The sequence below is a fragment of the Sporosarcina highlanderae genome, assembly GCF_030433715.1.
GTDB lineage: Bacteria > Bacillota > Bacilli > Bacillales_A > Planococcaceae > Sporosarcina > Sporosarcina highlanderae.
In genome coordinates this window covers 23,202-47,390 of the sequence record NZ_JAROCC010000001.1, presented here as the reverse complement: position 1 = coordinate 47,390, position 24,189 = coordinate 23,202, and the positions used below count along the sequence as shown (strand labels likewise).

General features: G+C 36.8%; 25 protein-coding genes. 16 read left to right on the top strand and 9 right to left on the bottom strand.

All coding sequences use genetic code 11. The features are described 5' to 3' along the window. Positions 1 to 722: 722 nt before the first annotated feature. Positions 723 to 977 carry a hypothetical protein gene (locus P5G49_RS00220; RefSeq protein ID WP_301241391.1) on the bottom strand — a complete coding sequence of 85 codons (255 nt, stop codon included), beginning with the start codon at positions 975 to 977 and terminating at the stop codon, positions 723 to 725. 670 nt (positions 978 to 1,647) lie between these two features. On the opposite strand from P5G49_RS00220, the gene P5G49_RS00215 reads away from it, so the two are divergent. Both P5G49_RS00215 and P5G49_RS00210 read left to right on the top strand, forming a co-directional pair. Further along, positions 1,648 to 1,890 carry a hypothetical protein gene (locus P5G49_RS00215; RefSeq protein ID WP_301241390.1) on the top strand — a complete coding sequence of 81 codons (243 nt, stop codon included), beginning with the start codon at positions 1,648 to 1,650 and terminating at the stop codon, positions 1,888 to 1,890. Further along, positions 1,887 to 2,105, top strand: a complete 219-nt coding sequence (locus P5G49_RS00210) for a hypothetical protein (protein WP_301241389.1) — start codon at positions 1,887 to 1,889, stop codon at positions 2,103 to 2,105. The genes P5G49_RS00215 and P5G49_RS00210 overlap by 4 nt, the downstream gene beginning before the upstream one ends. A 405-nt stretch (positions 2,106 to 2,510) precedes the next feature. Here the strand turns inward: P5G49_RS00210 and P5G49_RS00205 are convergent, their stop codons facing one another. The 3 genes from P5G49_RS00205 to P5G49_RS17470 form a co-directional block, all read right to left on the bottom strand. Continuing rightward, positions 2,511 to 4,235 carry a CAP domain-containing protein gene (locus P5G49_RS00205; protein WP_301241388.1) on the bottom strand — a complete coding sequence of 575 codons (1,725 nt, stop codon included), beginning with the start codon at positions 4,233 to 4,235 and terminating at the stop codon, positions 2,511 to 2,513. 417 nt (positions 4,236 to 4,652) lie between these two features. After that, positions 4,653 to 5,204: a DUF7713 domain-containing protein gene (locus P5G49_RS00200; protein ID WP_301241385.1), complete on the bottom strand. Its 552-nt coding sequence runs from the start codon at positions 5,202 to 5,204 to the stop codon at positions 4,653 to 4,655. 81 nt (positions 5,205 to 5,285) lie between these two features. Next, positions 5,286 to 5,621, bottom strand: a complete 336-nt coding sequence (locus P5G49_RS17470; RefSeq protein ID WP_363322149.1) for a beta-eliminating lyase-related protein — start codon at positions 5,619 to 5,621, stop codon at positions 5,286 to 5,288. 748 nt (positions 5,622 to 6,369) lie between these two features. Between P5G49_RS17470 and P5G49_RS00195 the strand changes: the two genes are divergently transcribed. From P5G49_RS00195 to P5G49_RS00185, 4 genes are all read left to right on the top strand, one after another. After that, complete coding sequence (locus P5G49_RS00195; RefSeq protein WP_301241383.1) at positions 6,370 to 7,017, top strand: hypothetical protein; 648 nt, start codon at positions 6,370 to 6,372, stop codon at positions 7,015 to 7,017. A 784-nt stretch (positions 7,018 to 7,801) separates the two neighbouring features. Continuing rightward, entirely contained in the window at positions 7,802 to 8,035 is a 234-nt protein-coding gene (locus P5G49_RS00190; RefSeq protein ID WP_301241382.1) for a restriction endonuclease, read from the top strand. Next, entirely contained in the window at positions 8,035 to 8,304 is a 270-nt protein-coding gene (locus P5G49_RS17465) for a restriction endonuclease (RefSeq protein WP_363322148.1), read from the top strand. The genes P5G49_RS00190 and P5G49_RS17465 overlap by 1 nt, the downstream gene beginning before the upstream one ends. A 5-nt stretch (positions 8,305 to 8,309) precedes the next feature. Further along, complete coding sequence (locus P5G49_RS00185) at positions 8,310 to 9,863, top strand: PDDEXK family nuclease (RefSeq protein ID WP_301241380.1); 1,554 nt, start codon at positions 8,310 to 8,312, stop codon at positions 9,861 to 9,863. A 796-nt stretch (positions 9,864 to 10,659) separates the two neighbouring features. Here P5G49_RS00185 and P5G49_RS00180 read toward each other — a convergent pair. After that, a complete protein-coding gene (locus P5G49_RS00180) occupies positions 10,660 to 11,589 on the bottom strand; it encodes a DMT family transporter (RefSeq protein WP_301241378.1) in 930 nt (309 codons plus the stop codon). A gap of 158 nt (positions 11,590 to 11,747) precedes the next feature. Between P5G49_RS00180 and P5G49_RS00175 the strand changes: the two genes are divergently transcribed. From P5G49_RS00175 to P5G49_RS00140, 8 genes are all read left to right on the top strand, one after another. Beyond that, positions 11,748 to 12,785: a LacI family DNA-binding transcriptional regulator gene (locus tag P5G49_RS00175; RefSeq protein WP_301241375.1), complete on the top strand. Its 1,038-nt coding sequence runs from the start codon at positions 11,748 to 11,750 to the stop codon at positions 12,783 to 12,785. A gap of 103 nt (positions 12,786 to 12,888) precedes the next feature. Continuing rightward, positions 12,889 to 13,506, top strand: coding sequence for a bifunctional 2-keto-4-hydroxyglutarate aldolase/2-keto-3-deoxy-6-phosphogluconate aldolase (locus P5G49_RS00170; protein WP_301241371.1), 618 nt, complete (start codon positions 12,889 to 12,891; stop codon positions 13,504 to 13,506). A gap of 93 nt (positions 13,507 to 13,599) precedes the next feature. Further along, entirely contained in the window at positions 13,600 to 14,721 is a 1,122-nt protein-coding gene (locus P5G49_RS00165; protein ID WP_301241370.1) for a glycoside hydrolase family protein, read from the top strand. 31 nt (positions 14,722 to 14,752) lie between these two features. After that, positions 14,753 to 15,703, top strand: a complete 951-nt coding sequence (locus P5G49_RS00160) for a sugar kinase (protein WP_301241369.1) — start codon at positions 14,753 to 14,755, stop codon at positions 15,701 to 15,703. A 21-nt stretch (positions 15,704 to 15,724) separates the two neighbouring features. Next, on the top strand, positions 15,725 to 16,252 hold the full coding sequence (locus P5G49_RS00155; RefSeq protein WP_301241368.1) for a TRAP transporter small permease: 528 nt from the start codon (positions 15,725 to 15,727) through the stop codon (positions 16,250 to 16,252). A 30-nt stretch (positions 16,253 to 16,282) separates the two neighbouring features. Further along, the gene (locus tag P5G49_RS00150) at positions 16,283 to 17,284 is read left to right on the top strand and encodes a TRAP transporter substrate-binding protein (protein ID WP_301241367.1); all 1,002 of its coding nucleotides are present in this window, start codon (positions 16,283 to 16,285) and stop codon (positions 17,282 to 17,284) included. A 38-nt stretch (positions 17,285 to 17,322) separates the two neighbouring features. Continuing rightward, on the top strand, positions 17,323 to 18,609 hold the full coding sequence (locus P5G49_RS00145; protein WP_301241365.1) for a TRAP transporter large permease: 1,287 nt from the start codon (positions 17,323 to 17,325) through the stop codon (positions 18,607 to 18,609). Between the two features lie 310 nt (positions 18,610 to 18,919). Next, positions 18,920 to 19,552 carry an S-layer homology domain-containing protein gene (locus tag P5G49_RS00140; RefSeq protein ID WP_301241362.1) on the top strand — a complete coding sequence of 211 codons (633 nt, stop codon included), beginning with the start codon at positions 18,920 to 18,922 and terminating at the stop codon, positions 19,550 to 19,552. Between the two features lie 105 nt (positions 19,553 to 19,657). Here P5G49_RS00140 and P5G49_RS00135 read toward each other — a convergent pair whose 3' ends face one another. The 4 genes from P5G49_RS00135 to P5G49_RS00120 form a co-directional block, all read right to left on the bottom strand. Beyond that, on the bottom strand, positions 19,658 to 19,783 hold the full coding sequence (locus tag P5G49_RS00135; RefSeq protein WP_301241360.1) for a hypothetical protein: 126 nt from the start codon (positions 19,781 to 19,783) through the stop codon (positions 19,658 to 19,660). A gap of 153 nt (positions 19,784 to 19,936) precedes the next feature. Further along, complete coding sequence (locus tag P5G49_RS00130) at positions 19,937 to 21,031, bottom strand: CAP and S-layer homology domain-containing protein (RefSeq protein ID WP_301241358.1); 1,095 nt, start codon at positions 21,029 to 21,031, stop codon at positions 19,937 to 19,939. A gap of 511 nt (positions 21,032 to 21,542) precedes the next feature. After that, on the bottom strand, positions 21,543 to 21,875 hold the full coding sequence (locus P5G49_RS00125; RefSeq protein WP_301241356.1) for a helix-turn-helix domain-containing protein: 333 nt from the start codon (positions 21,873 to 21,875) through the stop codon (positions 21,543 to 21,545). A 20-nt stretch (positions 21,876 to 21,895) separates the two neighbouring features. After that, entirely contained in the window at positions 21,896 to 22,654 is a 759-nt protein-coding gene (locus P5G49_RS00120; protein WP_301241354.1) for a helix-turn-helix domain-containing protein, read from the bottom strand. A gap of 345 nt (positions 22,655 to 22,999) precedes the next feature. Between P5G49_RS00120 and P5G49_RS00115 the strand changes: the two genes are divergently transcribed. Together P5G49_RS00115 and P5G49_RS00110 are read left to right on the top strand one after the other, a co-directional pair. Further along, positions 23,000 to 23,548: a competence protein ComK gene (locus tag P5G49_RS00115; protein WP_301241849.1), complete on the top strand. Its 549-nt coding sequence runs from the start codon at positions 23,000 to 23,002 to the stop codon at positions 23,546 to 23,548. 31 nt (positions 23,549 to 23,579) lie between these two features. Next, complete coding sequence (locus tag P5G49_RS00110) at positions 23,580 to 24,143, top strand: GNAT family N-acetyltransferase (protein WP_301241352.1); 564 nt, start codon at positions 23,580 to 23,582, stop codon at positions 24,141 to 24,143. Positions 24,144 to 24,189 lie beyond the last annotated feature (46 nt).

Here is a 24,189-nt window from a genome sequence, read left to right as displayed (position 1 = left end):
TCAATCCCTCCGTTCACAGGATGGAGAAAATGAAACTTTTGAATAATATTCAGCCTAACCAGCTTACTGATTGCCCTGCGTACTGTTGCATTAGATCTCCCTATTGCTTCCTCAATCGTTTTACACCTTAATTTTGCAGCCCCCTCCATTTCCGATGCAGTGCCGAAGCGTGAGTATTGTTTTAGATAACGTGTCATTCCAATGACTGTAAATGAGAAAAAAGGCCTTCTAACCGCTTTCGGTTAGAAGGCTTTTGCCATATCAGGAAACATAATTGAATCGAATATAAAAAATATTCAACACATTGTGTATTAGTAGTTAATCTATAAGTAACAACTTGGGTCGACAAACTAACTTAATGAAAAAATAACCCTATTAAAAAATAGGAGTATAAGAGTACAATAGGGATAGGTCCTGCGAGTCTGGTATGGTTCTAAGTCCCGACCTTAATTGTATTCGAGATTGTTCTTATTACCTTTTTAAATGTTTTTATTATTTAAGCGACAAGTTTAAGTTTGACTGGATGATTTGTTTTCTGGAACTACAGGAACATAGGACCTTCTCCCATAATACCTTAAACGCAATAGAAAACTGTGTATAAATATGTGGTATAAATTCACCAGAAGCACCAATAATGAAAATCAATAGATCCATTTTTATCATATCCTCTCTAAGCTAACTATCCAATCATAGAGCGACTGAGCTTTTAAATAAATAGTACCCTAAAATCCTCTCTGCCCAACTTCTTGAATTAGCCCCCCTTCACCTTTAAGATAATCTAAAAGAGATCCAATCCTTTCTAATACTGATGTTTTATAACCATCATCGTATCTGTCCTTAAAGTAAACCTCATATTTGTCCCGTATCTCGACAGTCGATATTTTCATATTCTCAATCTCGCCGCTTGATAAAAAATGGTATAAGATAAGTAAATACATTTGTTCATACTTATTCATGATCACTTTTAAGTTAGGCATAATAAATCCTCCTTTGTAATTTAAATTAAAGTATTACATTCTTATATAGCGACGGCGGTCTTTATTACAGTGCCTGTATTCAAATGGGCTAGGTAATGTAAATATAGATATCACATCTATAAAGGTTATTAAAAACTACAAAATATTATATTGTGGGTTTGCTATCGCTTTCCTATCATTCTATTCAAGCTAATGGTTGTCTTATGTTTCTAAAGTAATATTGTTTTGTAAAATGATTTTAATACCCCGATACCAAGAGAAGAATTCGATATAATTCTTTATTCATATTAGCAATTATTTGTGTTTATTCTTTTCCAGATATGTTTGGCTTTTTACCGTACCCGTTTTTCGGGAGGGACGTGCTCTCTATGATAATCACTATCCGTTAAATTTCGGGTACCAGGTTCTCATTGAATTCGGAACTGTTCCAGAACCATGTACCTTTTAATTCCTTATTGAATGTTAAACACACAGAGTGACACACAATAGCCTTTACAAGGATTACGATTATTTACATGCAAGTTACTACTTGCTGCTGCAACAGTTAATACAGGTGAAAATGTAGATATTTCTTCGTATTATAGCGAATTGCCACGGAATGAATTAGTTGCGAACTTTATCATGATTTATGCAGATCTAATTGGCGCTAAGGATTACGAGTACTATTATCATGAAGCCGTACAATAAGATCATCGTTGTTTTCGATTATATTAAAACACCTGAACAACATTATTACGCTGCGGATACATTGTTTGATCATAACAATACAGGAGAAAATGCGACTTTAATTTCAAATTCACTTCAAATCGCATTAATATCAAAGAATTCTACAATTGTTCGTAATCCTCAAGCCTTAATGCAGAATTTAGAAAAAGTCCTTGTTGAAGACAAAAAGAAGAAGACGATCGGTTGAAGAAAGAAGGTATTAAACTCACAATGGACGAATTAGGTTTTTTCGGTCCAGATGGCATTGTAGTCACACCATTTGGAAATACAATTGATCTTTATAAAAATCTTACACAAATGGGAGACTTTGTTTCGGTCAAGGAATATGTGGGGCGTATGGAAGCTGCTTTTAAAGGATCATCAAACCAATTATTAATGGATGTCTCCTATGGTGCTGATTAGACTCAAACTGCCAAGTTCCGTAACTTGTATAACAATCTATCTCCCGATGCTTCCATATCATACGGTAAAGGAATTACCATTGGGTCCTCCACTATTGCAGATGTGAAAGCAGCCTATGGGAACTATCCAGCATCCAGAACCGGTACCAGCTATGGCAGCTATGAAACAGTGATGCTCACTAATAACTTAACCCTAAAGGGAACAACTATCAGAGGAACACTTACGTTTACGGGGTATTCGGAAACAGTTGATGCACCTAATAGTGGGCTATTGATAATGGGGATGGAGTTTAAGTTTTAATCTTGGGGCTGAACCGCATTTTTGGGTACCTGTCCAGAAACAGATAAGAATCCAGCCAGTCAAAACTTGGCTGGCTGGATTCTTATTTTTGTTTTTCTTCGTTAGTCAAAATGGCACAGTTATGTCTATCTCGATTGACCATTCTTTCTTATTAAATTCTATCGCATCTTCAGGATAAGAGTATATCATTCTTATTTTCGTGTTTATATTTTCTTCCCAATTAATCCACGGTGCTATATTGCCAGTGGGGGGATGGCTAATATGATATTGAATCTGATTAATAAATTGTGACGCTTCGTTTTTTGAAAATATTTCAATTAGGTTTTGCAGTGTTTTAAGCAAATCCTCATCGATATAGGGCGACATTGTATCGGTTATATAAATACTTAAATCAAACCCGGAATCATTTGTATTATATTGGTTTATATTAGCAACGGTTTTATTGGAAGAATTAAAGATATTATACTCAACCATTGATTTGTCATTTGTTAAGTTCTTGGAATTAAAATGTAGGTCTGTGTTTGAAAAAGCCTTCTTAAGATTTGTTTCCACGTGAACGATTTTCTTTTCATTTGGGGATACAAAATTTCTCATCGGATCAATTATCTTTTGAGTTTTTCCCGTTATACTAATAATGCTGTTTTTATTGTCAAACTGTGATGTTATACCAAATAGATCCTTTAAGACGGAGAAATGAATATAGATATCCCCGTTTTCATAAATAGGTCTGTTTTTCAAAGGTATTATTCTCTTGTTCTTTGTTGCATTTAAACTATTGGCTTGGATAAGAAAGGAATCAGTAGGCGTTATAATTGTAGCAGTCCTCTTTTTTTCATCAACATTGACCTCGTAATTCAAACGCTTTAAAAGCTCCGTAGAGGACAAGTATCGCATATTAAACCGCTCTATATTGTATATGCCGTTCTGAAATTTATTGTTTAATTTCACACCCGGGAAAGTGCTACCAAAATATATGGTGGGAAACTTTTTTGTAGTGAATGTCCACTTTTTGGAAAACATTTTTGATTGATTCTCTTTTTTGTAGGAAACTTCCATCGTATATTTTTCATCAAAGGAAAGCTCATAAGTCGGGAAAAAGTACCACACATCTGTGGCCTCGACCAAAAGCGGAATTTCATTCCCCTTGCTATCTGACAATGTTGCCTTAACATCATCGACCCAAAAATTAGGGGCAAATGAAAGGATATAACCCGACTTATCCAGTTTAAATTGCTCTAAAGGATTTGGTGTTTCATGTCCATAAAACCCGATTTCGACGTTCTTCATATTGTTGTATGGGAAAATGGCAATTTGCTCTTTAGTATTCTTCATAGTTGAAGTCATATTAATAACGGCGTTGCCTTTATATAAACCGACACCAATTTCAGTTGTATTCGGATTAATCAATGGCGAACGGTGATATGCGGTATCTAACCAAACATCAATGGCATCCTTTGATGATGATTGTTGAGAAACTATGACTTCCCCTGCATTTATATTACCTCCGGCAGCTGACACCCGTTGTGTAGGAGTTTCACCTGTAAATCCCTTTTTGCCGGGCGTTTGTCCATGGATAGAAAGACCATCCAGTTGTGTGTTATTGATATCTATATATTTCGCATGGCTGGTGGCGGCTATCGTTAAGTAAGGGTTCATCTTGACTGGAGATAGCCCTAATTCTGCCCGAATACTGTTTAAATATCGTTCTGCATCTAATTGGTCCTTAGTGTAGCTATAATTCAAGAATTTCACATCATCATTGGCAAAGCTTCCATTTGGCATTGCAATCATCAGTAATGAAAGGATTAACAAGACTCGAATAAGTTTCAAAAGATCTCCCCCGAAAATGTTAGTTTGACAGACTAAACTCGTATATTAAGTATACTCCAGTATTTGAAAGAAATCAGTAACGTTTATCAGACTACAAGAAAGATTCATTTAAATTTAGAAACTCAGCATTTTGGTGGTTAGGTTCTCCTTGAACTTCGAATTGTCCAAGAAACTGACGCCGTTTTATTTTTCATACGTCAGTCTATATTGTGCAAAAGCATGTAGCTTTTTGTGACTTTTTTACATTGTATAAATTGTTACTATTGCGACTGTTTTTTCAACTTTATTAATCTTGTGATGAAAAAGAGAAAAGCTTACTGATGGTCCGCAAAGTATTATCTCCTCTTTTCGCATCGATTTTGAATCCGATTTATGATCAGCAGTTCGGCAGGCGGCACTAGAAATATACATACAATTTCATTTGTCCCACTCATCCGCCAAATCCTTCATTTCAATCTTTACCTGAAAGCCTTCAAATGCCTGCAAAAGACGGCCGACTTCTTTCCATGTATATGGTTTGCCGTCTATGATAACGAGTGGTGCTTCGCTGTTGGTTTCACTATAGGAAAGCACGCCTTTCAAGTGATCGCCTTTGACAGTGATGTACGGCTCGCCACTTGGATACTCGCCTGTTTCGAGATAAGTCTTCGACATGCCCCGTTTGGTCTTTTCTCTGAGTTGGTCGAACAGTGCATGTTGATCGGCAAATAGCTCTCCATCCACTGCAAATTCATAGCCATGTTCCCATCGTTCTCGGGCTGTCAGCAAAATTGCCGTAGCCATGATCTGACGTTCGACTTCAAAAATACGTTGAACACCATTTTCATCGTACATGGAAAATATTTTAGGCAGCTTTGGGAGATCCACCCCGAACTCCTCCGCCATCGAAGCATTATAGCAATCCATACAGAGCGGCTGTCCGTCGAACTGTACGCGCACCGGGGCGATTCCACAAATTGTACATTCCATCCAAATCACTCCGTTTTTATCTTCATCTTATCACAAAGTACTTAACACTATTTTCAAGTTCTCATTGAACTCCAAATTGCTTCAGAACCTGGTACCCTTCAAAATTATTCCGGCTTGTTTCATGCCTCCGCCAAGTCTTCGGCAGTTTATTTTTGCCTCTTTGATAAATTCTTTGGTCCCTACAAGAGCGGACCCGAATGGACACCCCAATCCTTTTGTGAGGCAAAATTGAGCAGTATCTACATACATGCAAAACTCTGACGGCTCTACCCCTAATTTTATAGAAGCATTAAAAATTCCCGCTCCGTCCAGATACACAGGTAGGTTATAATGCTTCGCGACTTCTTGAAATTCTTTCATGATTTCAAGGGTAACGATTTGTCCTAAGTTTAAGTTGTACATATTTTCTAAAGAGATTAAAGCTGTTTAAGCCCTTTGGATACTCCTATAGGGAATAAAAAAGGATGAAGGATTTGAGGATAATATTAGGCAAGCACTCAAAGTCCATGCCCCTGATGGCAACGAACGGAAGAGGATAGAACAAGTTAAGGAAGAGATGCAACAATTGTATTATTAGCTCTACGATACGGTAGAGGATGAATGGTGAAAAGCATGGTGGTGATTCAAATCAGATAAAGGCTATAACAGACCAAATTGTGGATTTGAAAAATTAGATTTATGGATTTGAGGATATAGAACAAAGAGGTCATGAAGCGGAAAAAGACCTAGCATGGTTTCTGGAAGAAATAGAAGGCATTCAGGCATTTAATCTATAGATAAGGATAAGATCGAATTCCATCCAGATATTTTTAGTCGAATTGTTGAAAAGGGAGTAATTCATCCAGGGGGAAGAATTGTCTGCGATTTGAAGTTTGGTATGCAACTGACAGCAACTCGGAATGAAAAGATGGCGTGGCGGTTAAGGGAGAAGGGCAAGCCCCATAACAGGAAAAAGTGAATATATTATGCAAAAACAAAAACCACTGGGTTAGCTTAATCGGCCACTTAGTGGGTTATAATTTTTTGTGACTTTTATAGAAAGGGCTATGCATTTAAATGAAACAATGACCTAATATGTTTCTATATTTACAAGGTTAGGAACGCCCTATTATTCTAGTAATATTTTCTATGGGTGAGCATATATCTTAAAAAAGGAGGGATAATGGTGTCTATTAAGATATTATTACGTATGAGACCAGAGGAAAGTATGTATAGAAAAGCTTTAATAGATCTTGTAAAAAATGCAAGAGGGAATTATGTTGTACTATCATCAGGATATTTTCAATCAAATGTAGTTGCAATGGTAAATGATCTATCAAATACAATTGATTACTTCCTGTCTGCATCAATGAAAAATAAAATAATACTAGTAGGAGCTGACTTTATAAGCTGTGATGGAAAGACGGATTGTAATCATTGTGAATTTTATAACTTTGTACAGGCACTAGAGAACAAATATGCCAGTCAAGTAATTGTCTATGATGTACCAAACATGACAAAGTTGAAGAAAGGAAGAGCAAATCCTTGGCATGCTAAAATGGCATTTAAATTTGATGGAAATAGCCCGACTGCAACAATTATAGGGAGTAGTAATGTTACTAGTTCTGCTGTATTTGATTGGGGTACTAATGGGTTTTGTAAACATGAGTGCGACCTTTATATTTCAGAACATGATATTTCCTTATCTTCAAGCTTAGAAGACCCCTTATCGTGTATCAGCGTTATACTAGATGATCAAAATCCTTATACAGAAAAACAGCTATTAGAAACAGCTTACCAGGAAATAAAAGAGGTAATTGATGAAATAAAATGATAACGTTATGAGTTAAGGAAGAAGTGAAAGTCACGTAAAAGAAAAGGCAAATAAGAGCCATTAAGCCTCCAGCAGAGTATATGTTTGATACCGCTTCTGGGTATTTTTTATTTGAAGGAAATAATTTTTCTCTTCATTTTTTCTATATAAATTCCCCTCATCACTAATTTGGATACGTTAAAATATAGACAAAAAGGAAATTGGTTGATTTAGTGGAAGGTACGGTTATTTTTAAAAGCAAACCTCAAAGTCTTATCGAAAAAGATTCACATGAACAAATAGATTAATTTCAAGTACCAGGTTCTCATTGAATTTGGAATTGTTCCAGAACTGGTGCATTTTTTTAATGCGGATTTTTGAGCCAGCAAGTGCGGGCAAAGTAGACACCATCTGCGGGATGGATAGAAGATGATATAGCATTTTATATACTTAAGTAGGACCTTGCAAAAAACGCATTACACTGATCGTTAATGACATAATAAATTGACCTGGATTGATTGAATTTTCGATACCAGGTTCTTATTGAATTCGGAACTATTTCATAAGCCTTTACCTAAAAAAAACGATTAATTTCCTAATTTTAAGGTGCCAGGTTCTTATTGAATTCGGAATTGTTCCGGAACCTGGTATCTTACACTAAGGGTTTATTTATGATTGTATTAGATCATCATAAAGCACGGAAAAATATTTCATCTAAATAAAAGCATTAGATCAATAGGAGTAGAGTGGTATGAGACTGGATTTCTTTGATGGATTCAAAATGGGATTAGATTTACTTTGATCTATGTTAACCGCTGAACCTTTATTAACTTTAGGAATAATAGTATTTTTTGGCGGTTCCCTAATTTTTGCATTGATAGTTAACACGCTGGGGGAAGGAAAACTCAAAAAGTCAGGTATTTTAGAGGTTGATAAAATGTCAGGCAGGAAATTTGAAGAATATCTTCAGGCCTTGTTAAAAGCAATAGGTTATTATGTACAATTAACACCAGCAAGTGGTGACTATGGTCGGACCTAATTTTATCAACAAAAGGTAAGAAAATTATTGTCGAAGCTAAGAGATATAAGAAAAATGTTGGTGTAAAAGCTGTACAAGAAATAGCTTCAGCAAAAAGCCATTATAAAGCGGATGAATGCTGGGTGATTACTAATAGATTCTTTACCGAACAAGCTAAAAAACTAGCCAGTTCAAACCAGGTACGGTTGATTGATCGCAAGCATCTAATGAATTGGATGCTACAAGAAAACAAAGGTGATAGAGGGCCCGGTAGGACAATAGGGGGGTGAATCTTTTGGCAAGCAACAAACTAACTATTGAAGATATGCATTTACTAGTTTCGTCACGTGGAGGAAAGTGTTTATCAGAAAAATATGTAAACAGCCAAACCAAACTAGAATGGGAGTGTTCAGAAGGTCATAGATGGGAAGCTGTTCCAGCAAAGGTCAGATACGGTCAATGGTGTAGACAGTGTTCGGGAAACGTGAAAAAAAGCATAGAACAAATGTATGAGTTGGCAGCAAAGTATGGTGGCAAATGTATGTCTACAGAGTATGTAAATAACATGACCCCGCTTGAATGGATTTGTGAAAAAGGCCACTATTTTACAGCGTCATATTCAGGAGTAATGCAATCTATCAATAATGGAGGTTTTTGTTCTATTTGTGGTCGTCTTAGGGGTGCAGAAAAAAGAAGGAATAATACGATTGAAGAAATGAGAGAAATTGCAGTTTCAAAAGGAGGTAAGTGTCTATCTAATCAATACATTAATGCTCACCAAAAACTTACTTGGGAATGTGCTAATGAACATACATTCGATATGAATGCAAATGACGTGAAAAATGGTCACTGGTGTCCTCATTGTCACTTTTACCTTAATGAAAATAAGTGCCGATATATACTAGAGCAGCTTACAGGCAAACGGTTCAAGAGTACGAAGAAAGTATTAAATGGGTTGGAGTTGGATGGATATAACAGTGAGTTAGACGTAGCCTTCGAATATAATGGCGTTCAGCATTATGAGTACATAGAATTTTTTCATAGAACTTATGATGAGTTCATAAAAAGAAAAAAGTATGATGAACAGAAACATCAGCTATGTAATGAAAAGGGAATTAAATTGATTGTCATTCCCTATACCATCACAGATGATACTGAACTAGTGACCTTTATTTTCAAAAAGCTAAATGATTTTGGTATTAAACCAATTATTGAAGTAAAAGATTTTCATTTTAAGGGATTTTATCGAAAGTCACCCATGATAAAAGAACTTTCAGATCTTGCTAAAGCTCGAAATGGAAAATTGCTTTCTAAACGATATCATAACAATAAAACTAAATTACTCTGGGAATGTGAATATGGGCATCAATGGGAGATGCGACCTAATGATGTTAAGAACGGACAATGGTGTTCAACTTGTAACGGAAGCCATAAACTAACAATAGAAGAAATGAATCAAATCGCTAGAGACAGAAATGGGTTATGCCTCTCGATCGAGTATATTAATAATAGAACAAAGCTAAGATGGCGGTGTGCAAAGGGGCATGAGTGGGATGCAACTCCTGATGCGGTAAAACGAGGTACTTGGTGTGAGATATGCTCTAAAAAAGAAAGTGGGAAAAAGCGTAGACTTAAAATTGAAGAGATGCATTCCATTGCTAAAGAACGAGGGGGGAGATGTCTTTCAACAGAGTATATAAATAACAGTACTCATCTGCTGTGGGAGTGCTCTATCGGACATACCTGGAAGGCAAATGCCAACAACATTAAAAGTGGTACTTGGTGCCCTCGTTGTAAACATAAAAAAGGCGAAACAACAAGAAATACAGAACAACTTAGCTTGTTTTAGTTTTACATACTTTACCAAGCAACTTGTGCCCATACAATTCAGTATTAAAGGATGCCTGACACCTCTTCGATTTCGATTTAGGTTCTATTTTGAGGTTGAGGGAAATGAAATTGATTGCTTACCAATAGACCAAACGGGAAAAAACATTAAGGAGTTTGATTGCCGTCCTTATTGCCGGTTTCTCATTGAATTTGGAAGACGGGAGGGAAGATGCAAGGTATTGTCGGCAACGGGGGGAGAAAGGGAAATACTGTGTTAGATTAGCGATGGATTTCTTCTTATTATCACTCAATTTTCGTATCTTTTGGAAGTGAAAATTAAAAACGGTACACCTGAAGGGTGCTCATCTTCTATGATCCAGTTCTTATCGAATTACGAATTGTTTTAGAACCAGGTACCGAGCACTATAGTGTTAATGATGAAACTAAGCTATGACTATTTCCTATATAATTCTATTCCGACAGTGAAACATATCTATTCCTTTCTTCAATTTATTAGTAGTTTTAGATGATGTGTAGGAATCAGAATTAGAGGGTTAGCAGAATATAAAGTATTCCGCCAAATCGGATTTCAAAACTTCTCATGATAGATGGATCTATTGAGAGGGACTCCAACGGACATTAATCATAAAAGGATTAAATTATTGATGAGAGAATCCCTAAATATCGTCAAATGCTTGATTTCCTAGAGACACCACTGATTAAAATTATTATAACGGGTGTTTGAGGAGTCAACACCCATATAGTATTTGATAGGTAATTTATATCTATTAGTTGACGTAATGATTAATTTAGGGCTAGGGTGGAGACGTTTGTTTTTTTGTGTAGTTAATAATAATAATACCAAAGGCTACGAATCCAATAGCCATGATGAACATCAGATTAAAACCTTCCCCAGGTATGAACCATGCTGAAAGAATAGTCCCAAATACAGGAGCTAAAAACTTATAGATACTCACTTCAGAGGCCTTATTATATTTTAAAAGGGCAGCCCATAGAGCAAAGGCAACAGAAGAAAGAACGGCAGAATAAATCAGCAATCCCAAGCCAAATGGGGTAAATACAATGGCGTTTTCACCTATTTGTGGAAAACCAATGAGTAATAAGATAATCGCGCCAATGGTTAACTGCCATGCTGTTAAAGTTAAAGGTGGGATATCTGTTGCTAATTCTTTTGTCAAAATCACCGCAATCGCACTTGTGAGCCCCGACAAGATCATAAAACCTTCACCGGTAAGTTGAAAATCAAACTGAACATTTTGCCCCCAATTTGCAAGAACAATCCCCGCAAATCCTGCAATAATTCCCACTGTCTTTTTCCAATTCATATTGTCATTTTTATAGTAAAAATGGGCTAAAATCATCGCGAGAAAAATTTCACTTGATGATAAAATTGCACCTTCCATTCCTGTAACATTAGATAAACTAACATAGAAAAAATAATATACACCGGTCGTTTGAACGATTCCCAACAAAAATAATAGGAATAGTTTAGAACGCTTTACTTTTAATAGGCTACGGTTGGTAAGGAATAGGAAGAATAATAGGATGAGACCAGCCAACAAAAAACGCATTCCAGCAAAAACAAGTTGTGCTGCCGTATCCCCTTGGGCGATTTGCAACTCACTATTGCTAATTTTGATAACTGGAAAGGCGCTGCCCCATAGCAAGGTACATATAATGGCAAATACAGTGACTCCCCACTTATTTTGGAATAATGTTTTCAATATCGATTACAACTCCTGTCTATTTCAAGCTGACTAAAATTTTTTAAATGTTTTTAATTTCCCTCTTGAATCTGAACACCTAATATTATAATATATATATAAATCGATTTAGTAAACCGGTTTAGTATAACCTAAATTGGTTTAGTTAGGAGGAGGCTATGGCTAATAGAGGTGTTACAATCGCTGATGTAGCAAATAAAGCTAATGTATCGAAGAGTACAGTTTCACAGTATTTAAATAATCGATTTGAATATATGAGCGAAGAAACGCGTATTAGAATTCAAAATGTGATTTCGGAATTGGATTATCAACCAAATATAGTTGCTAGAAGCTTAAAAATGAAAAGCACATCAACAATTGGGGTAATTGTAGCGAATATCTTGCATGCATATTCTACACAAGTTATACGTGCGATTGAAAATGTTTGCAATGGCAACAATATCTCTACTATTATTTGTAATTCCGATGACAATCCTAAAAAAGAGAAAGAGTATATTGAAACGCTATTGTCTAAACAGGTTGATGGTTTAATTATTCTACCGACTAATGGTAACTACAAATTGTACCAAAGGCTTGTAAAACAAGAATATCCAATAGTTTTTTTAGACCGTTTAGTTGAAGGGATAAGCACAGATGTTGTTTTATTAGATAATGAAAAGGCTAGCACAATCGCAGTTGAACATTTTGTAGAACAAGGCTATAAAGATATTGCGATTGTAACTACCTCAATTATTGACAATATTACCCCCAGAATAGAAAGAATTAATGGTTATAAGAATGCACTCAAGAAAAATGATTTGATTGTAAATCCTGATTATATTGTGGCAATGGAACTGGATTCTTTAGATCGTGGATTAGATAAAGTCTTTTCTTTGGATAAAAAGCCTGATGCCATTATTTCTGGTAATGACCTTACGTTAATGGAAATTTTGAAATATGCATCTAAACAAGATTTGAAGGTTGGAGAAGACTTTGGATTAATAACAATTGATGAGGTGTCATTTAGTTCATTTCATTCACCTACATTAACTACTATAGCCCAGCCTACATTAGAAATGGGAACAGAGGCTGCTGAAATTTTACTATCTAAAATAATAAATAAAAAACCTGAAAAATCGCCGAAGTTACATCGACATGAACCTTTATTAATTATCCGCGAGTCAACAAAAGAAAAGAAGCATTTTAGGGATATTTAAGTAAGCCGCCGTTAGTGATTCCCATCAGATAATAGGAGATATCAACAATTTTGACTTGACGTTTATGAAAGGACATATCACGGAGTTTGAAGGGGTGAATGAAATGCAATTGGTTAAAATACTTCAACTAATCACTAAGTCAAAGATAGTTGCAGTAATTCGAGCAGGCTCAAGTGACATGGCAATTGAATACTCTGAAGCCTGTATAAAGGGTGGAATAACTAGCGTGGAGTTAACTTACACCACCCCCCAAGTAGAAAAGGCAATAACTTATCTGTCTGAACACCATCCACATATATTAACGGGGGCGGGCACAGTCTTAGATGCAATTACTGCCAAAATAGCTATAGATGCTGGTGCAAAGTTTATTGTAAGTCCTAGTTTTGATAAGGATACAGCATCTTTATGTAATCTATATCAAATACCTTACATACCTGGCTGTATGACTGTAACAGAGATGACTACTGCATTATCTGCTGGATGTTCGTTAATTAAACTGTTTCCTGGTGGAATTTATGGCCCATCATCAATCAAACAATTTAAAGCCCCATTACCACAAGTGTCAATTATGCCTTCAGGGGGAGTGGATTTGGAAAACATTGAGGACTGGTTCAGTAATGGAACGGAAGTTGTCAGTGTGGGCGGTTCGTTATTAAAAGGAAGTTTGAATGATATCGAAGATAGGGCTAAAAAATTTATTAATATAGTATCAAATAGGTAGGAAAATTAGTGAGTAAATTAATGCTTTTTTACACTTATGTAAGCGCTATACTTTCTGTCAATTATCATAACAAAAATACGAGGAGATGGAAAAATGAACTTAGTAGATGTATATAACAATGGTTTAAAAAAGGTTGTTCACCTAAAAAATGAGTTGGATGGCCGTTTCCCTCACATCACTAAAAATGGAAAATGGCTAACTAATACAGACGGACATTGGACTGGAGGATTTTGGACTGGTTTGCTGTGGTTGAATTATTTAGGAAAAAAAGAAACAGTAGAATTAAAAGAACAAGCTGTGCAACAAGCCTTGAAATTAGCAGTTCGAATGGATGACAACAAGACACATGATATGGGCTTTATTTTTGGACCAAGCTGTGTATTCGGCCACAACATAGAAGCAAGAGAAAGGTTTGTGGAGATGGCAAGAGCCGGAGCACATAATATGGAAGATCTTTTTGAAGAAGAGGTTGAACTAGTTCGTGCATGGGATGAACCAGGATATGAAGGTAATGCTATTGTTGACACAATTATGAATGCCCCTATCATGATTTGGGCTGCTCGAGCTGAGGATAATGAAGTCTTATATGAAAAAGGAATAAGACTTGCCAACAGCATAATGAAAAATCATATACGTGATGATTATTCTATTTATCATATGGTTAAGTGGGATACAAAAACATTTGAAATTATTGAAAGGACTACGCATCAAGGGTATTTACCTGAGACATGTTGGTCAAGGGGGCAAGCATGGGCTTTATACGGTTTTGCAAATATGTACCGGTATACTGGGAATAAAGCTTATTTAGATACAGCTAAGAATTTAGCTAACTATTACTGGAACAATGTAGATGATGAAACGAAATTACCACGCTGGGATTTTCACTTTAAGAATGTCGAAGAAGAACCAATTGATGCAGCGGCTTCTTCTATTGCAACATCTGGAATGTTATTGATCTCACACTTGTTAAAGGAAGAAAACGAGCAAAAATCACTACTTTGGAAGGAAAGGTCTAAACAAATTATTGATTCAATGGTTGAGCACTGCTTTTTCCAATCCTACGATAAATTTGGAATTATAGAGAAGTCCACTGTTGATAAACCAAGGAACTCAGGGGTTAATGAGTCGGCAATGTATGGTGATTATTATTTTATGGAAGCTCTTTATAGATACTTGAATTATGGGGATGAGGAGGCTATTTCCTTGTTGTACTAAAGCGTAAGTATATAAAATCAGGAGGAAAAACATGGATGTTGTAACATTTGGAGAAATGATGGCGGTATTTAATCCGGATAGAATTGGGCCTATTAATTCCATATACACTTTTCATAAAAGTGTAGGTGGAGCGGAAGGGAATGTTGCGATAGGTCTATCCAGGTTAGGGAATAAGGCTGGGTTCTTTAGTAGAGTAGGAAATGACCCGTTTGGAAAAAATATAATTTCCTTATTAAGAGCCGAAGGGGTAGATACATCAAGATTAATAACTGATGAAGATTTTCCAACCGGTTTATATTTTAAAGAGAAGAGAAACTCGAATTTAATGAATATCTACTACTATAGAAATAACTCAGCTGCAAGCAGAATGAATGTCGATGACTTAGATATAGAATATATAGCAAATGCTAAGTGGTTGCACATAACTGGCATCACACCTTTATTAAGTGAAAATTGCAGAGAATTGGTACTTAAAAGTATTGAAATTGCAAAAGAAAGTAATGTAAAAATAAGCTTTGATCCTAATATTAGAACTAAACTCATGGATGATAAGGGCTATGCATTCGATATTTTTACTCAAATTGCTTCTGCTTCAGATTTAATTATGCCTGGCATATCGGAAGGTAAGTTTCTGACTGGTGAAGAAGAACCAGAAAAAATTGCCAATAAATTATTAGAGTTAGGAGCTGAAAAAGTAGCTATAAAATTAGGAGAACAGGGTGCATACTTCAAAAATACTATGGAAGAGGGCACCGTTCCAGGTATTGAAATTAGAGAAGTGATAGATAGTGTAGGGGCTGGAGATGCTTTTGCTGCAGGGGTGCTATCAGGTTTATTAGATAACTTTACGTTAAAAGAGGCAGTAATACAGGGTAATCAGCTAGGTGCTTTGGCGGTTATGTGTGAAGGGGATATAGAGGGATTACCAACGAAACAGGAGCTTGAAATATTTAAACATGATAAAGATGATGTTTTCAGATGAAGGACTGAATAGGAGGAGGAGGTGCAATTAGAAATGAACACCTACACTAAAATATTGGACAGGCTAAACAAATTTTTATTAATACTTTGCGTGTTCTTGTTAATGGTGATGGTCGCAGCTGTATCTTTTCAAGTGTTATTGAGATTCTTACCAGGTATGGGAATAAGAATTTCTGCCCCGTGGACTAGTGAATTACCAATCTATTGTATGATTTGGCTGATATTTTTAGGGGTGGCAGTTGCAACGAGACATAATAAATTAATTTCTGTAGATGTACTGTTAGGAAAACTTCCATTAAACGGGGTAAAATTAGTAGTTTATATTGCTACATTACTATCCCTATTATTCTATATTGGTCTATTAATAGCTGGGTATGAGTGGGCTGTATATGGAATGAGCGAGACTTCTTCAACAATGGGTATTCCCATGTCATATGTATACGTTTCATTACCTGTCAGTGCATTTGTCATGATTTTAAATACAATTGCTTACCTATTAGAAATCCCCAAGAAGAATTTATTAAGTGTAAACGTAGATACAGAAATATAATTTACTAATAAAAAGTGAGGAGATTATTCCATGAAATTAAGATTATTAATGATTTTGATTGTGTTGTTATCAATCGCTCTTGCCGCTTGTGGTAGTAATGGGTCAAAAGATGAGAAAGCTTTATCCGATAAGGTTATTAAACTAAACTTTAGTCATATTGTTTCTGAGGAATCCGGTTTCCATGCATACGCATCCAAGTTAGCTGAGATAGTAAATGAAAAAACAGACGGTCAGGTACAAATTGATATATTTCCTAATGCACAGTTAGGTGGAGAAGCACAAAGTATTCAAGCAATCAGAAATGGCAATCAAGATATTGCTTTAGTGGGCACTGCTGCACTGACGGCGGTTGCTACAGAGTTTTTAGTATTTGATGTACCATACTTATTTAACGACTTAAATGAAGCAAACACATTTTTGCAAAGTGAATCTGGGGACTCCCTTTTGGAAGGATTATCTGAATATGGAATAGTCGGTTTAGGCTACCATTCCGCTTTGGAAAGAAACGTCTTTTCAACAAAAAGAATGGAAACTTTAGATGACTTTAGAGGTACAAAAGTTAGGGTTGTACAATCAAATGGTTATATTTCAACCTATGAGAAGTTAGGTGCACAACCAACACCAATGCCATACGGCGAAGTATATCTATCGCTTCAACAAGGTTTAATTGAAGCTGCTGAAGGTTCTGCAGACGACTTGGTAAGGGACAAGCTGACTGAGGTTACCTCTTACTTCAGTTTAACAAAAGCTCATTATTATCCTGTAGTTGCTATTATGTCTGAGAAAGCATGGGGAAAACTAAGTGAGGAACAGCAACAAATCTTCAGAGAAGCTGCAGATGAGGCCGCAAAGGCAGGGATTGCAAAGTATACGGAAGACTACGATTATGCTATAAAGTCTATGCGAGAACAGGGCATGGAAATAGTAGAACCAGACATAGAAAGTTTTAAAGAAGCAACAAAAAGTCTGAAAGAGAAATATAAAGCAAACAATAAAGACCTAAGCCAAGATTTATTAGACTTATTGAAATAAATGACTAAGGAAATATCAAACAAAAAAGGGGTGATAAAGTGATCACCACAGTATTTATAGCCTTCTTCTTACTTTTGTTTTTAAGTGCACCTGTAGCTATTGCCTTGGGAGGATCTTCTTTATTGGCTCTCTTATTAGAGTCATATAGTTTGACAACCATACCGCAAAAAGTATTTGAAGGATTGTCTGGATTTACGCTGCTAGCTATACCGTTTTTTATCCTTGCAGGTAATCTAATGGGTTCGGGGGGAATTGCTAAGAGGCTTGTTAATTTTGCCTCAGTACTTGTTAAAGGGGTGACAGGAGGAGTTGGAACCTCTACAGTTTTAACAACAACGATATTTTCAACAATTTCTGGTTCTTCATCGGCTACTACTGCGGCAATTGGAAGTATCATGATTCCCAACATGGAGAAAAAAGGATACGCAAGGAACTTCGCAGCTGCGTTAAGTGCAGCTGCGGGTGAAATGGGGGCTGTTATCCCGCCATCTATTGTAATAATCATGTATGCAATGGTAAGCGGAACCTCAATAGGGGGTATGTTTCTTGCTACAATTATTCCTGGACTTTTAGTTGGGGTATTCTTAATACTGGCGAATTACCTGTATGTTCGAAAGGCTGGTATTGACAAAAGGAAAATAATAGTTTCCAAAAAACAATGGTTTAAAGAAATTTTCATTGCTTTTAAAGAATCAATTTTAGCCCTATTATTGCCAGTATTAATATTTGGGGGAATATATTTAGGTTACTTTTCTCCTACCGAAGTCGCCGTTTTAGCTGTAATCTATAGTTTTATCTTGGGTGTTTTTGTCTATAAAGAAATTAAATTAAAAGATGTCCATAAAGTAATTATGCAATCTGCTATGTCAACTGCTATTATTATGATTATTGTTGGCTTTGCATCAATATTTGCATATGTATTAACAATTAACCAAGTACCACATAAAGTAGCTGAATTTTTATTAGGTGTCACGGATAACCAAATATTATTCCTATTATTATTAAATTTATTACTGCTGATTTTAGGTATGTTTTTGGAGGCCTTTTCGGCAATTATCATAATGACTCCAATTCTATTGCCAGCAGCAATATCATTTGGCATTGACCCTATTCATTTTGGCGTCATTTTGATATTAAATCTAGCCTGTGGTATGATCACTCCACCTGTTGGGGTTAATCTCTTTATTGTATCTGAGATTGCAAAAGTACCATTTGAAAAATTAGTTAGGCCGGCGTTATTTCTGATTGCCTTTCTATTAATCAACGTGCTTTTGGTTACGTATATACCAGCTTTATCGACTTGGTTGCCTTCGTTATTAAAGTAATTTACCAAAGTAATGCATTAAGTGACTCACACCTATTATTTGGTGTGGGTCATTTTAAACTATAGATAAGATTTTATTTGAACTTTACAATGAAATTAATTTTGGGTTCTTATTGAATTCGATTTTGTTTCGGAACTGCACCTCTGAAAGAAGTTACGGGAAGATAGAATTGCGAACTGTAACATAAGTAAGCTCCTTTTAACATGTTAGTAAAGAATTTGTCGGAATGTGTCGAAAAAGTGGTTTAGTTTTACTCCTTCTTGTCTATTTATAGTATAGAAATAATAGTTAAATAGAAGGAGGAAGAAAGGTGAATAAGTGTCTGAGACTTTTATCTATGGTGGCAGTGTTAGGATTGTTATTTAGCGGATTTTACAGTTCCAACGTATCAGCTCAAGGTACCTTCACAGATATGCATCCTAATATGGAGTCTTACCAGTCGGTAATGGGGCTGCATGAAAACGATATCATTCATGGGTTTAGCGATGGAACTTTCCGTCCTTATGATCAGGTGACACGAGGCCAAGCTGCTAAAATGGTCGTACGTGCCATTAACTTGGATCCAGGACAAGAAGTGCCGAATCCGAACTTCAGTGATGTACCGACCGATCATGAGTTTTATCCGTATATCGCCGTCCTTGCTTATCACGGTCTAATGGGTGGTTATGGTGATGGCCGTTTTGGTATTGAAGACAAACTTCAACGTGGCCAGATGGCAAAACTGATTGCCCATGCTTACAATATTGAAAGGCACCCTTGGAAATCTGGACAGTTTAAAGACGTGGATGCCAACGCTTTCTATGCCCCATATCTTACAGGATTAATTGAAAAGAACATTGCGACTGGAACAAGTCCAACTGAATTTTCTCCAGGAAAATTCGTCGACCGTGGTCAAATGGCGATTTTCCTTTATCGAGCAGAGCAGACGAGAGGGAAGAATTGATAACAATAGTTACAACTCGTAATCATTAGAGAGAGTAAATTAACGGAGTTGGAAAGTAGGAATTAATAAAACTCAAGGATGTTGTTAATTCAACATCCTTGAGAGTCAATCTTCTGAATAGCTTATTACCATTTGAACTTTAGCAAATTCATAACTCCCATTTCTTTCGATGTATGAGAAATCTTTCATCCCCATTTTGTTCGCCAAAACCAACAATACTTTTTGATCCATCCAACCCCCCCTTCCATTGATTACTTTATAACACGAAATAGTTTTTTATAACGAAAAGTTCGTTTTATCAAACGTTTACTCCATTAAGATTAACTTTTGGCATTCAAAAAAGTGGCAGCCTTTCTTGGCCACCACTTTTTGTTTGCTATCAAGTTACTCCCAGCTTCTTGAATCGGTAAAGTTATTTACCCAGTATATACGATAGTTGAATATGTGTGTCCGGCCATAGACCCCTATAGATATAGTGTCTACATATTCATCTAAGATATTTTCCCTATGCCCCGGACTCATCATCCAACCTTGCACCGCCTCTTGGCCAGATCTATAATTCATCGCAATGTTTTCCGCATAACCACCCTTGTGACCGAAACTTCTCATCATCTCACTTGGGCTACCGTACGTCGGGGATCTGTGGCTGAAATAATTTTTATCGTACATTTCCTTCGCTTTCATTTGCGAGATTTTTGAAAGCTCCAGGTTCAATTTCAAAGGTTTCAAACCGTGTTTTTCACGTTCCTCATTAAGGTACTTGAAATTGTCTTGCACAAGTTTTTCTATTTCCTTTTCAGTCAACAACCTTGCAACGTATGGGTTATCCAAGTTTATATTGTCATTCTCGCTTATTTTCGGCGGTTCTACATATACACCATTCGGGCTCACTTTCGCCTTCATCGCCCGATCGATGAACGCCGCCAATTGCGCCCTTGTCACTTTTCCGGAAGGGTCATATTTTGTTGCGGACACTCCCGACGTTACGCCGGTTGCGGTCAACCTTTTTACATAGACTGAATGCCAGTCTGACGGACGCACATCATTGAACGCCAATTCTTTCTCTTTCGTGAATCCAAATCCCAACACGATGATCTTTGCCATTTCTGCTCGAGTCAGGTGATTGTTCGGATTGAATTTATTTGCATCCGTGAACGTCTTTTGTTCGGTCAAGACAGTGACATAATCATACGCCCAGTGTGCTTGAGGCAAGTCCGCGAAACTCGGGGTGAACATCGTTTTATTTTTCAGTTCCAACGCACCGTGGATGATCTTCGCGGCCTCGGCTCTCGTGACAAAACGATCCGGTTTGTATGTTCCGTCACCGTATCCCGATATGACTCCTTTATCCGTCAACGTTTTGATATGGTCATATGACCAATGATTCTTATTAACGTCTCCAAGTTCACTTGCCTCTGTCTTTATTCCAAAACCAATAAATAATATTATCGTCATCACTATCATGGTTACAATTTTCAAATGATTTCCCTCTCATTCCCTTTATCTTTTATATGACTTTTACTTTTCTCACCATTGGATTTATCCAAATAAATTATTTTGCATAGATAGAAATATTCATGCCTCCCAAAATAAAGCGGTGGCAAACCGTGAATAACCTTGTAATATGTACTACTTAATCCTTTGCAAAGTCGAATCTGCGCGTGTTTACTTTGTTTCATTAGAATAAAACTACTTATCATCAACGTAAACCAAATCCCTATTAGCAATGGTTTACTTTCTGTGCAGCCGACCTAATTATCAATCCATAACACTTTTAAGTAACTCCCACCTACCTTCCGCTTTTTTCATAATTTCTTCAATTCTACCATTCCGTTTAGTGTTTTAATAGTTCGAATTTCATGTAAAAGAGATATCACTTAAACATACTACTTTTTAATTTAGATAAATCTTATGTATTCTTGAATTAACGTTTTACAAATACTGCAAACGCTAAAATAGCTACCCAACAACAAATAGATAGCCATAGTATTTAAACTGCCCGAACCGGTAAAACAACATAAATATTAGCATCAATCCCACAGTTCACAGGGTGGAGATAATGAAACTTTCGAATGACATTAAGTTTAATCAGTTTATTGATTGCGCGACGCACTGTTGCATTAGATCTCCCAATAGCTTCCTCAATCATTTTACACCTCAATTTTGCAGCACCGTACTCCTCTGAATGACTGACAATGACATCAAGTACCTTGCGATCTGACTTTGTCATTTCATTCCAATGTAGCGTAGTGTGCTCTACAGCTGCTCCCTCCATTTCTGAAGCAGAGTCGAAGTGTGAGTATTGTTTTAAATGGTGTGTCATATTAACTCCTCCTTTACCTCTTATATAGATAGCAAAAGGTAAAAAGGACACTCCATGCGAAAGTTTTTTATAAATAAGCCCAAATACCCATTAAGGACAATGTAATGTAATCCCCCAACCGACACATCATACAGCATAAAAATATCATTGAAATATTTCTCATCGATTAACTTGTCCAACACACCTTTAAAATACCCCGGCAAATTGTGGATTGCCTTTCTTTTCGTTGCCATAATAGTAATCATCAATGCACGATAGGCAATATCTTCGAAGACGGGCTTGTCGTCCTTATAAATCTCAAATTTTAACATCCTGCCTGAAATGGCCCTGTGGATACCGAAGAATTCACGGGCTAATTTTGTGTCTCCAATTGTTGAAGCAAGAAAATCTTTCATCCGACTGAATAGACTTGTTGATAACTTTTGCGACTCCATTGGAGACGCGCTAGTAAGATCTTTAGATTTTAATAGAGATTTAGATAGAAGAGCTTGGTCTCTCGAAATCTGATCTAATTCCTCGTCGTCATGCGGTTTATTGTCATTGTCCCGACTGTCCAATTCCGCCTGGTCATCGAAGGGTAAAATGGTGTAAATGTTGGCGCCTAACCCTCTCATTACAGGGCGAATGTAGCGGACTTTTTCGATGATACCGAGCTGGACAAGTTTCCGAATGGCGCGTCTGACAGTGACGTTTGATTCACCTGTGGCAGCCTCTATCGTTTCATGTTTCAAATGGGCTGCTCCGTACTTGACTGAATAGCGGCGGATGATGTCAAGCATTTGGCGATCTGATTTCGTAATTCATTCCAGTGGCGTGTGACATGCTGCTCTGCGGCTGCGTCCATTTCAACAATTGTGGCAAAACGAGAGTGTTGTTTTAAGTAATTTAACATTTTGATATCCCCATTCACCTTCTTTATAGATGCGTGGGGGAAAAAGGGATACTGTGTTTGGGAATTTATTTTTATTAACCGTGATTTAAACAAAAAAGATCTGTAAATAAAGAACCGATATTTGAAAATTGATAGTTGCAATTAGTGGTTTTTCAATTTTCGGCTGCAATAATTGAGTTATTGACAGGCAAATAAAATTTTCTTGTTTTGAAAAGAATTCGACTTTCTTGTGATGGAGAATGGTGTGCTGTTCAAAGTTGGCCTGGGAACGACGCAACTTGTTGATTATAGTCTTCGATGCTACGGGTCGAGCCTTCGAGGGGCGAAGGATGGGGCACGGATGCTATTAGGGGAAATATCGATGTCCCCTATTGTATTGGGACTTGGGAAGAAGCTGTACTGCTTGCCGACTAAGTCGCCGTATAAGGAAGACTGCGTTTGGATGGCTGCAAGTCATGTAAAGGAATATACGGTTTTTAGTAAGAAGATCACGTGCATTGTTCTGAATGATAATAGTGAGTTTATATTGGAATCGAGTTATTATGCGTTTGATCAGAAGATGAAACGGACGTTTATGCTGAAAAATAAGGTTGAAAGCCAGTTCGGGATGGGAAGGAGAGGAATTATAGGAAGTTTGAGAAGGAATAGTGGTGTGGCCTTGCAACACGTTCTTAGCAGGCGTAACACGAGAGCTGAATTCCGTAACCTACTCTTCAAAAGTGAGATGCTTGAAGGAACAACCCAGTGCATAAAAAAATGGGTTGTTTTTTTGATATACTAAAGAGATTAATGATTAAAAGGAGATTTTGAAATTGAGTATCCAAATCAGACCCGCACAACCGACAGATGCGGATAAAGCCGTCCCGCTCATTATCGACGCAATTGGACACATCGCCAATCGGTTGACAGGAGCAAACGAAGAAATAGTGGTCACGGAAAGGTTAACTGAGCTATTCATTAGAACCGACAACCGGCACTCCTACCTAAATACATATATTGCGGAGATTAACGGCAATGCGGCGGGGATTATCGTCTTGTATCCCGGGGAAGATGCTCCTGTCCTTGACCGTAATTTGACTAATTGGCTGATGGAAAAAGGTGTAGCGGCTCCTGAAATCGATGCTGAATCATTACTAGGTGAATTGTATATCGACACTGTTTGCATTGATCCTACTTTCCGCGGTCAAGGAATCGGAACTCAATTATTCAATTTCGTAGAAGAACTTGCAAAGCAGCAAGGTTACACCCGATTAGCCTTAAATGTAGAAACTCAAAAAGAACCTGCACTCCGACTTTACAAACGGCTTGGATATGAAATTGTCTCTCCTTGGACAATTATTGGGGAGCCGTTTTATCATATGGTGAAAATGATATGAGGATCATGGGTTTGACACAGATGTCATGAAATTTTTAATTGTGTAC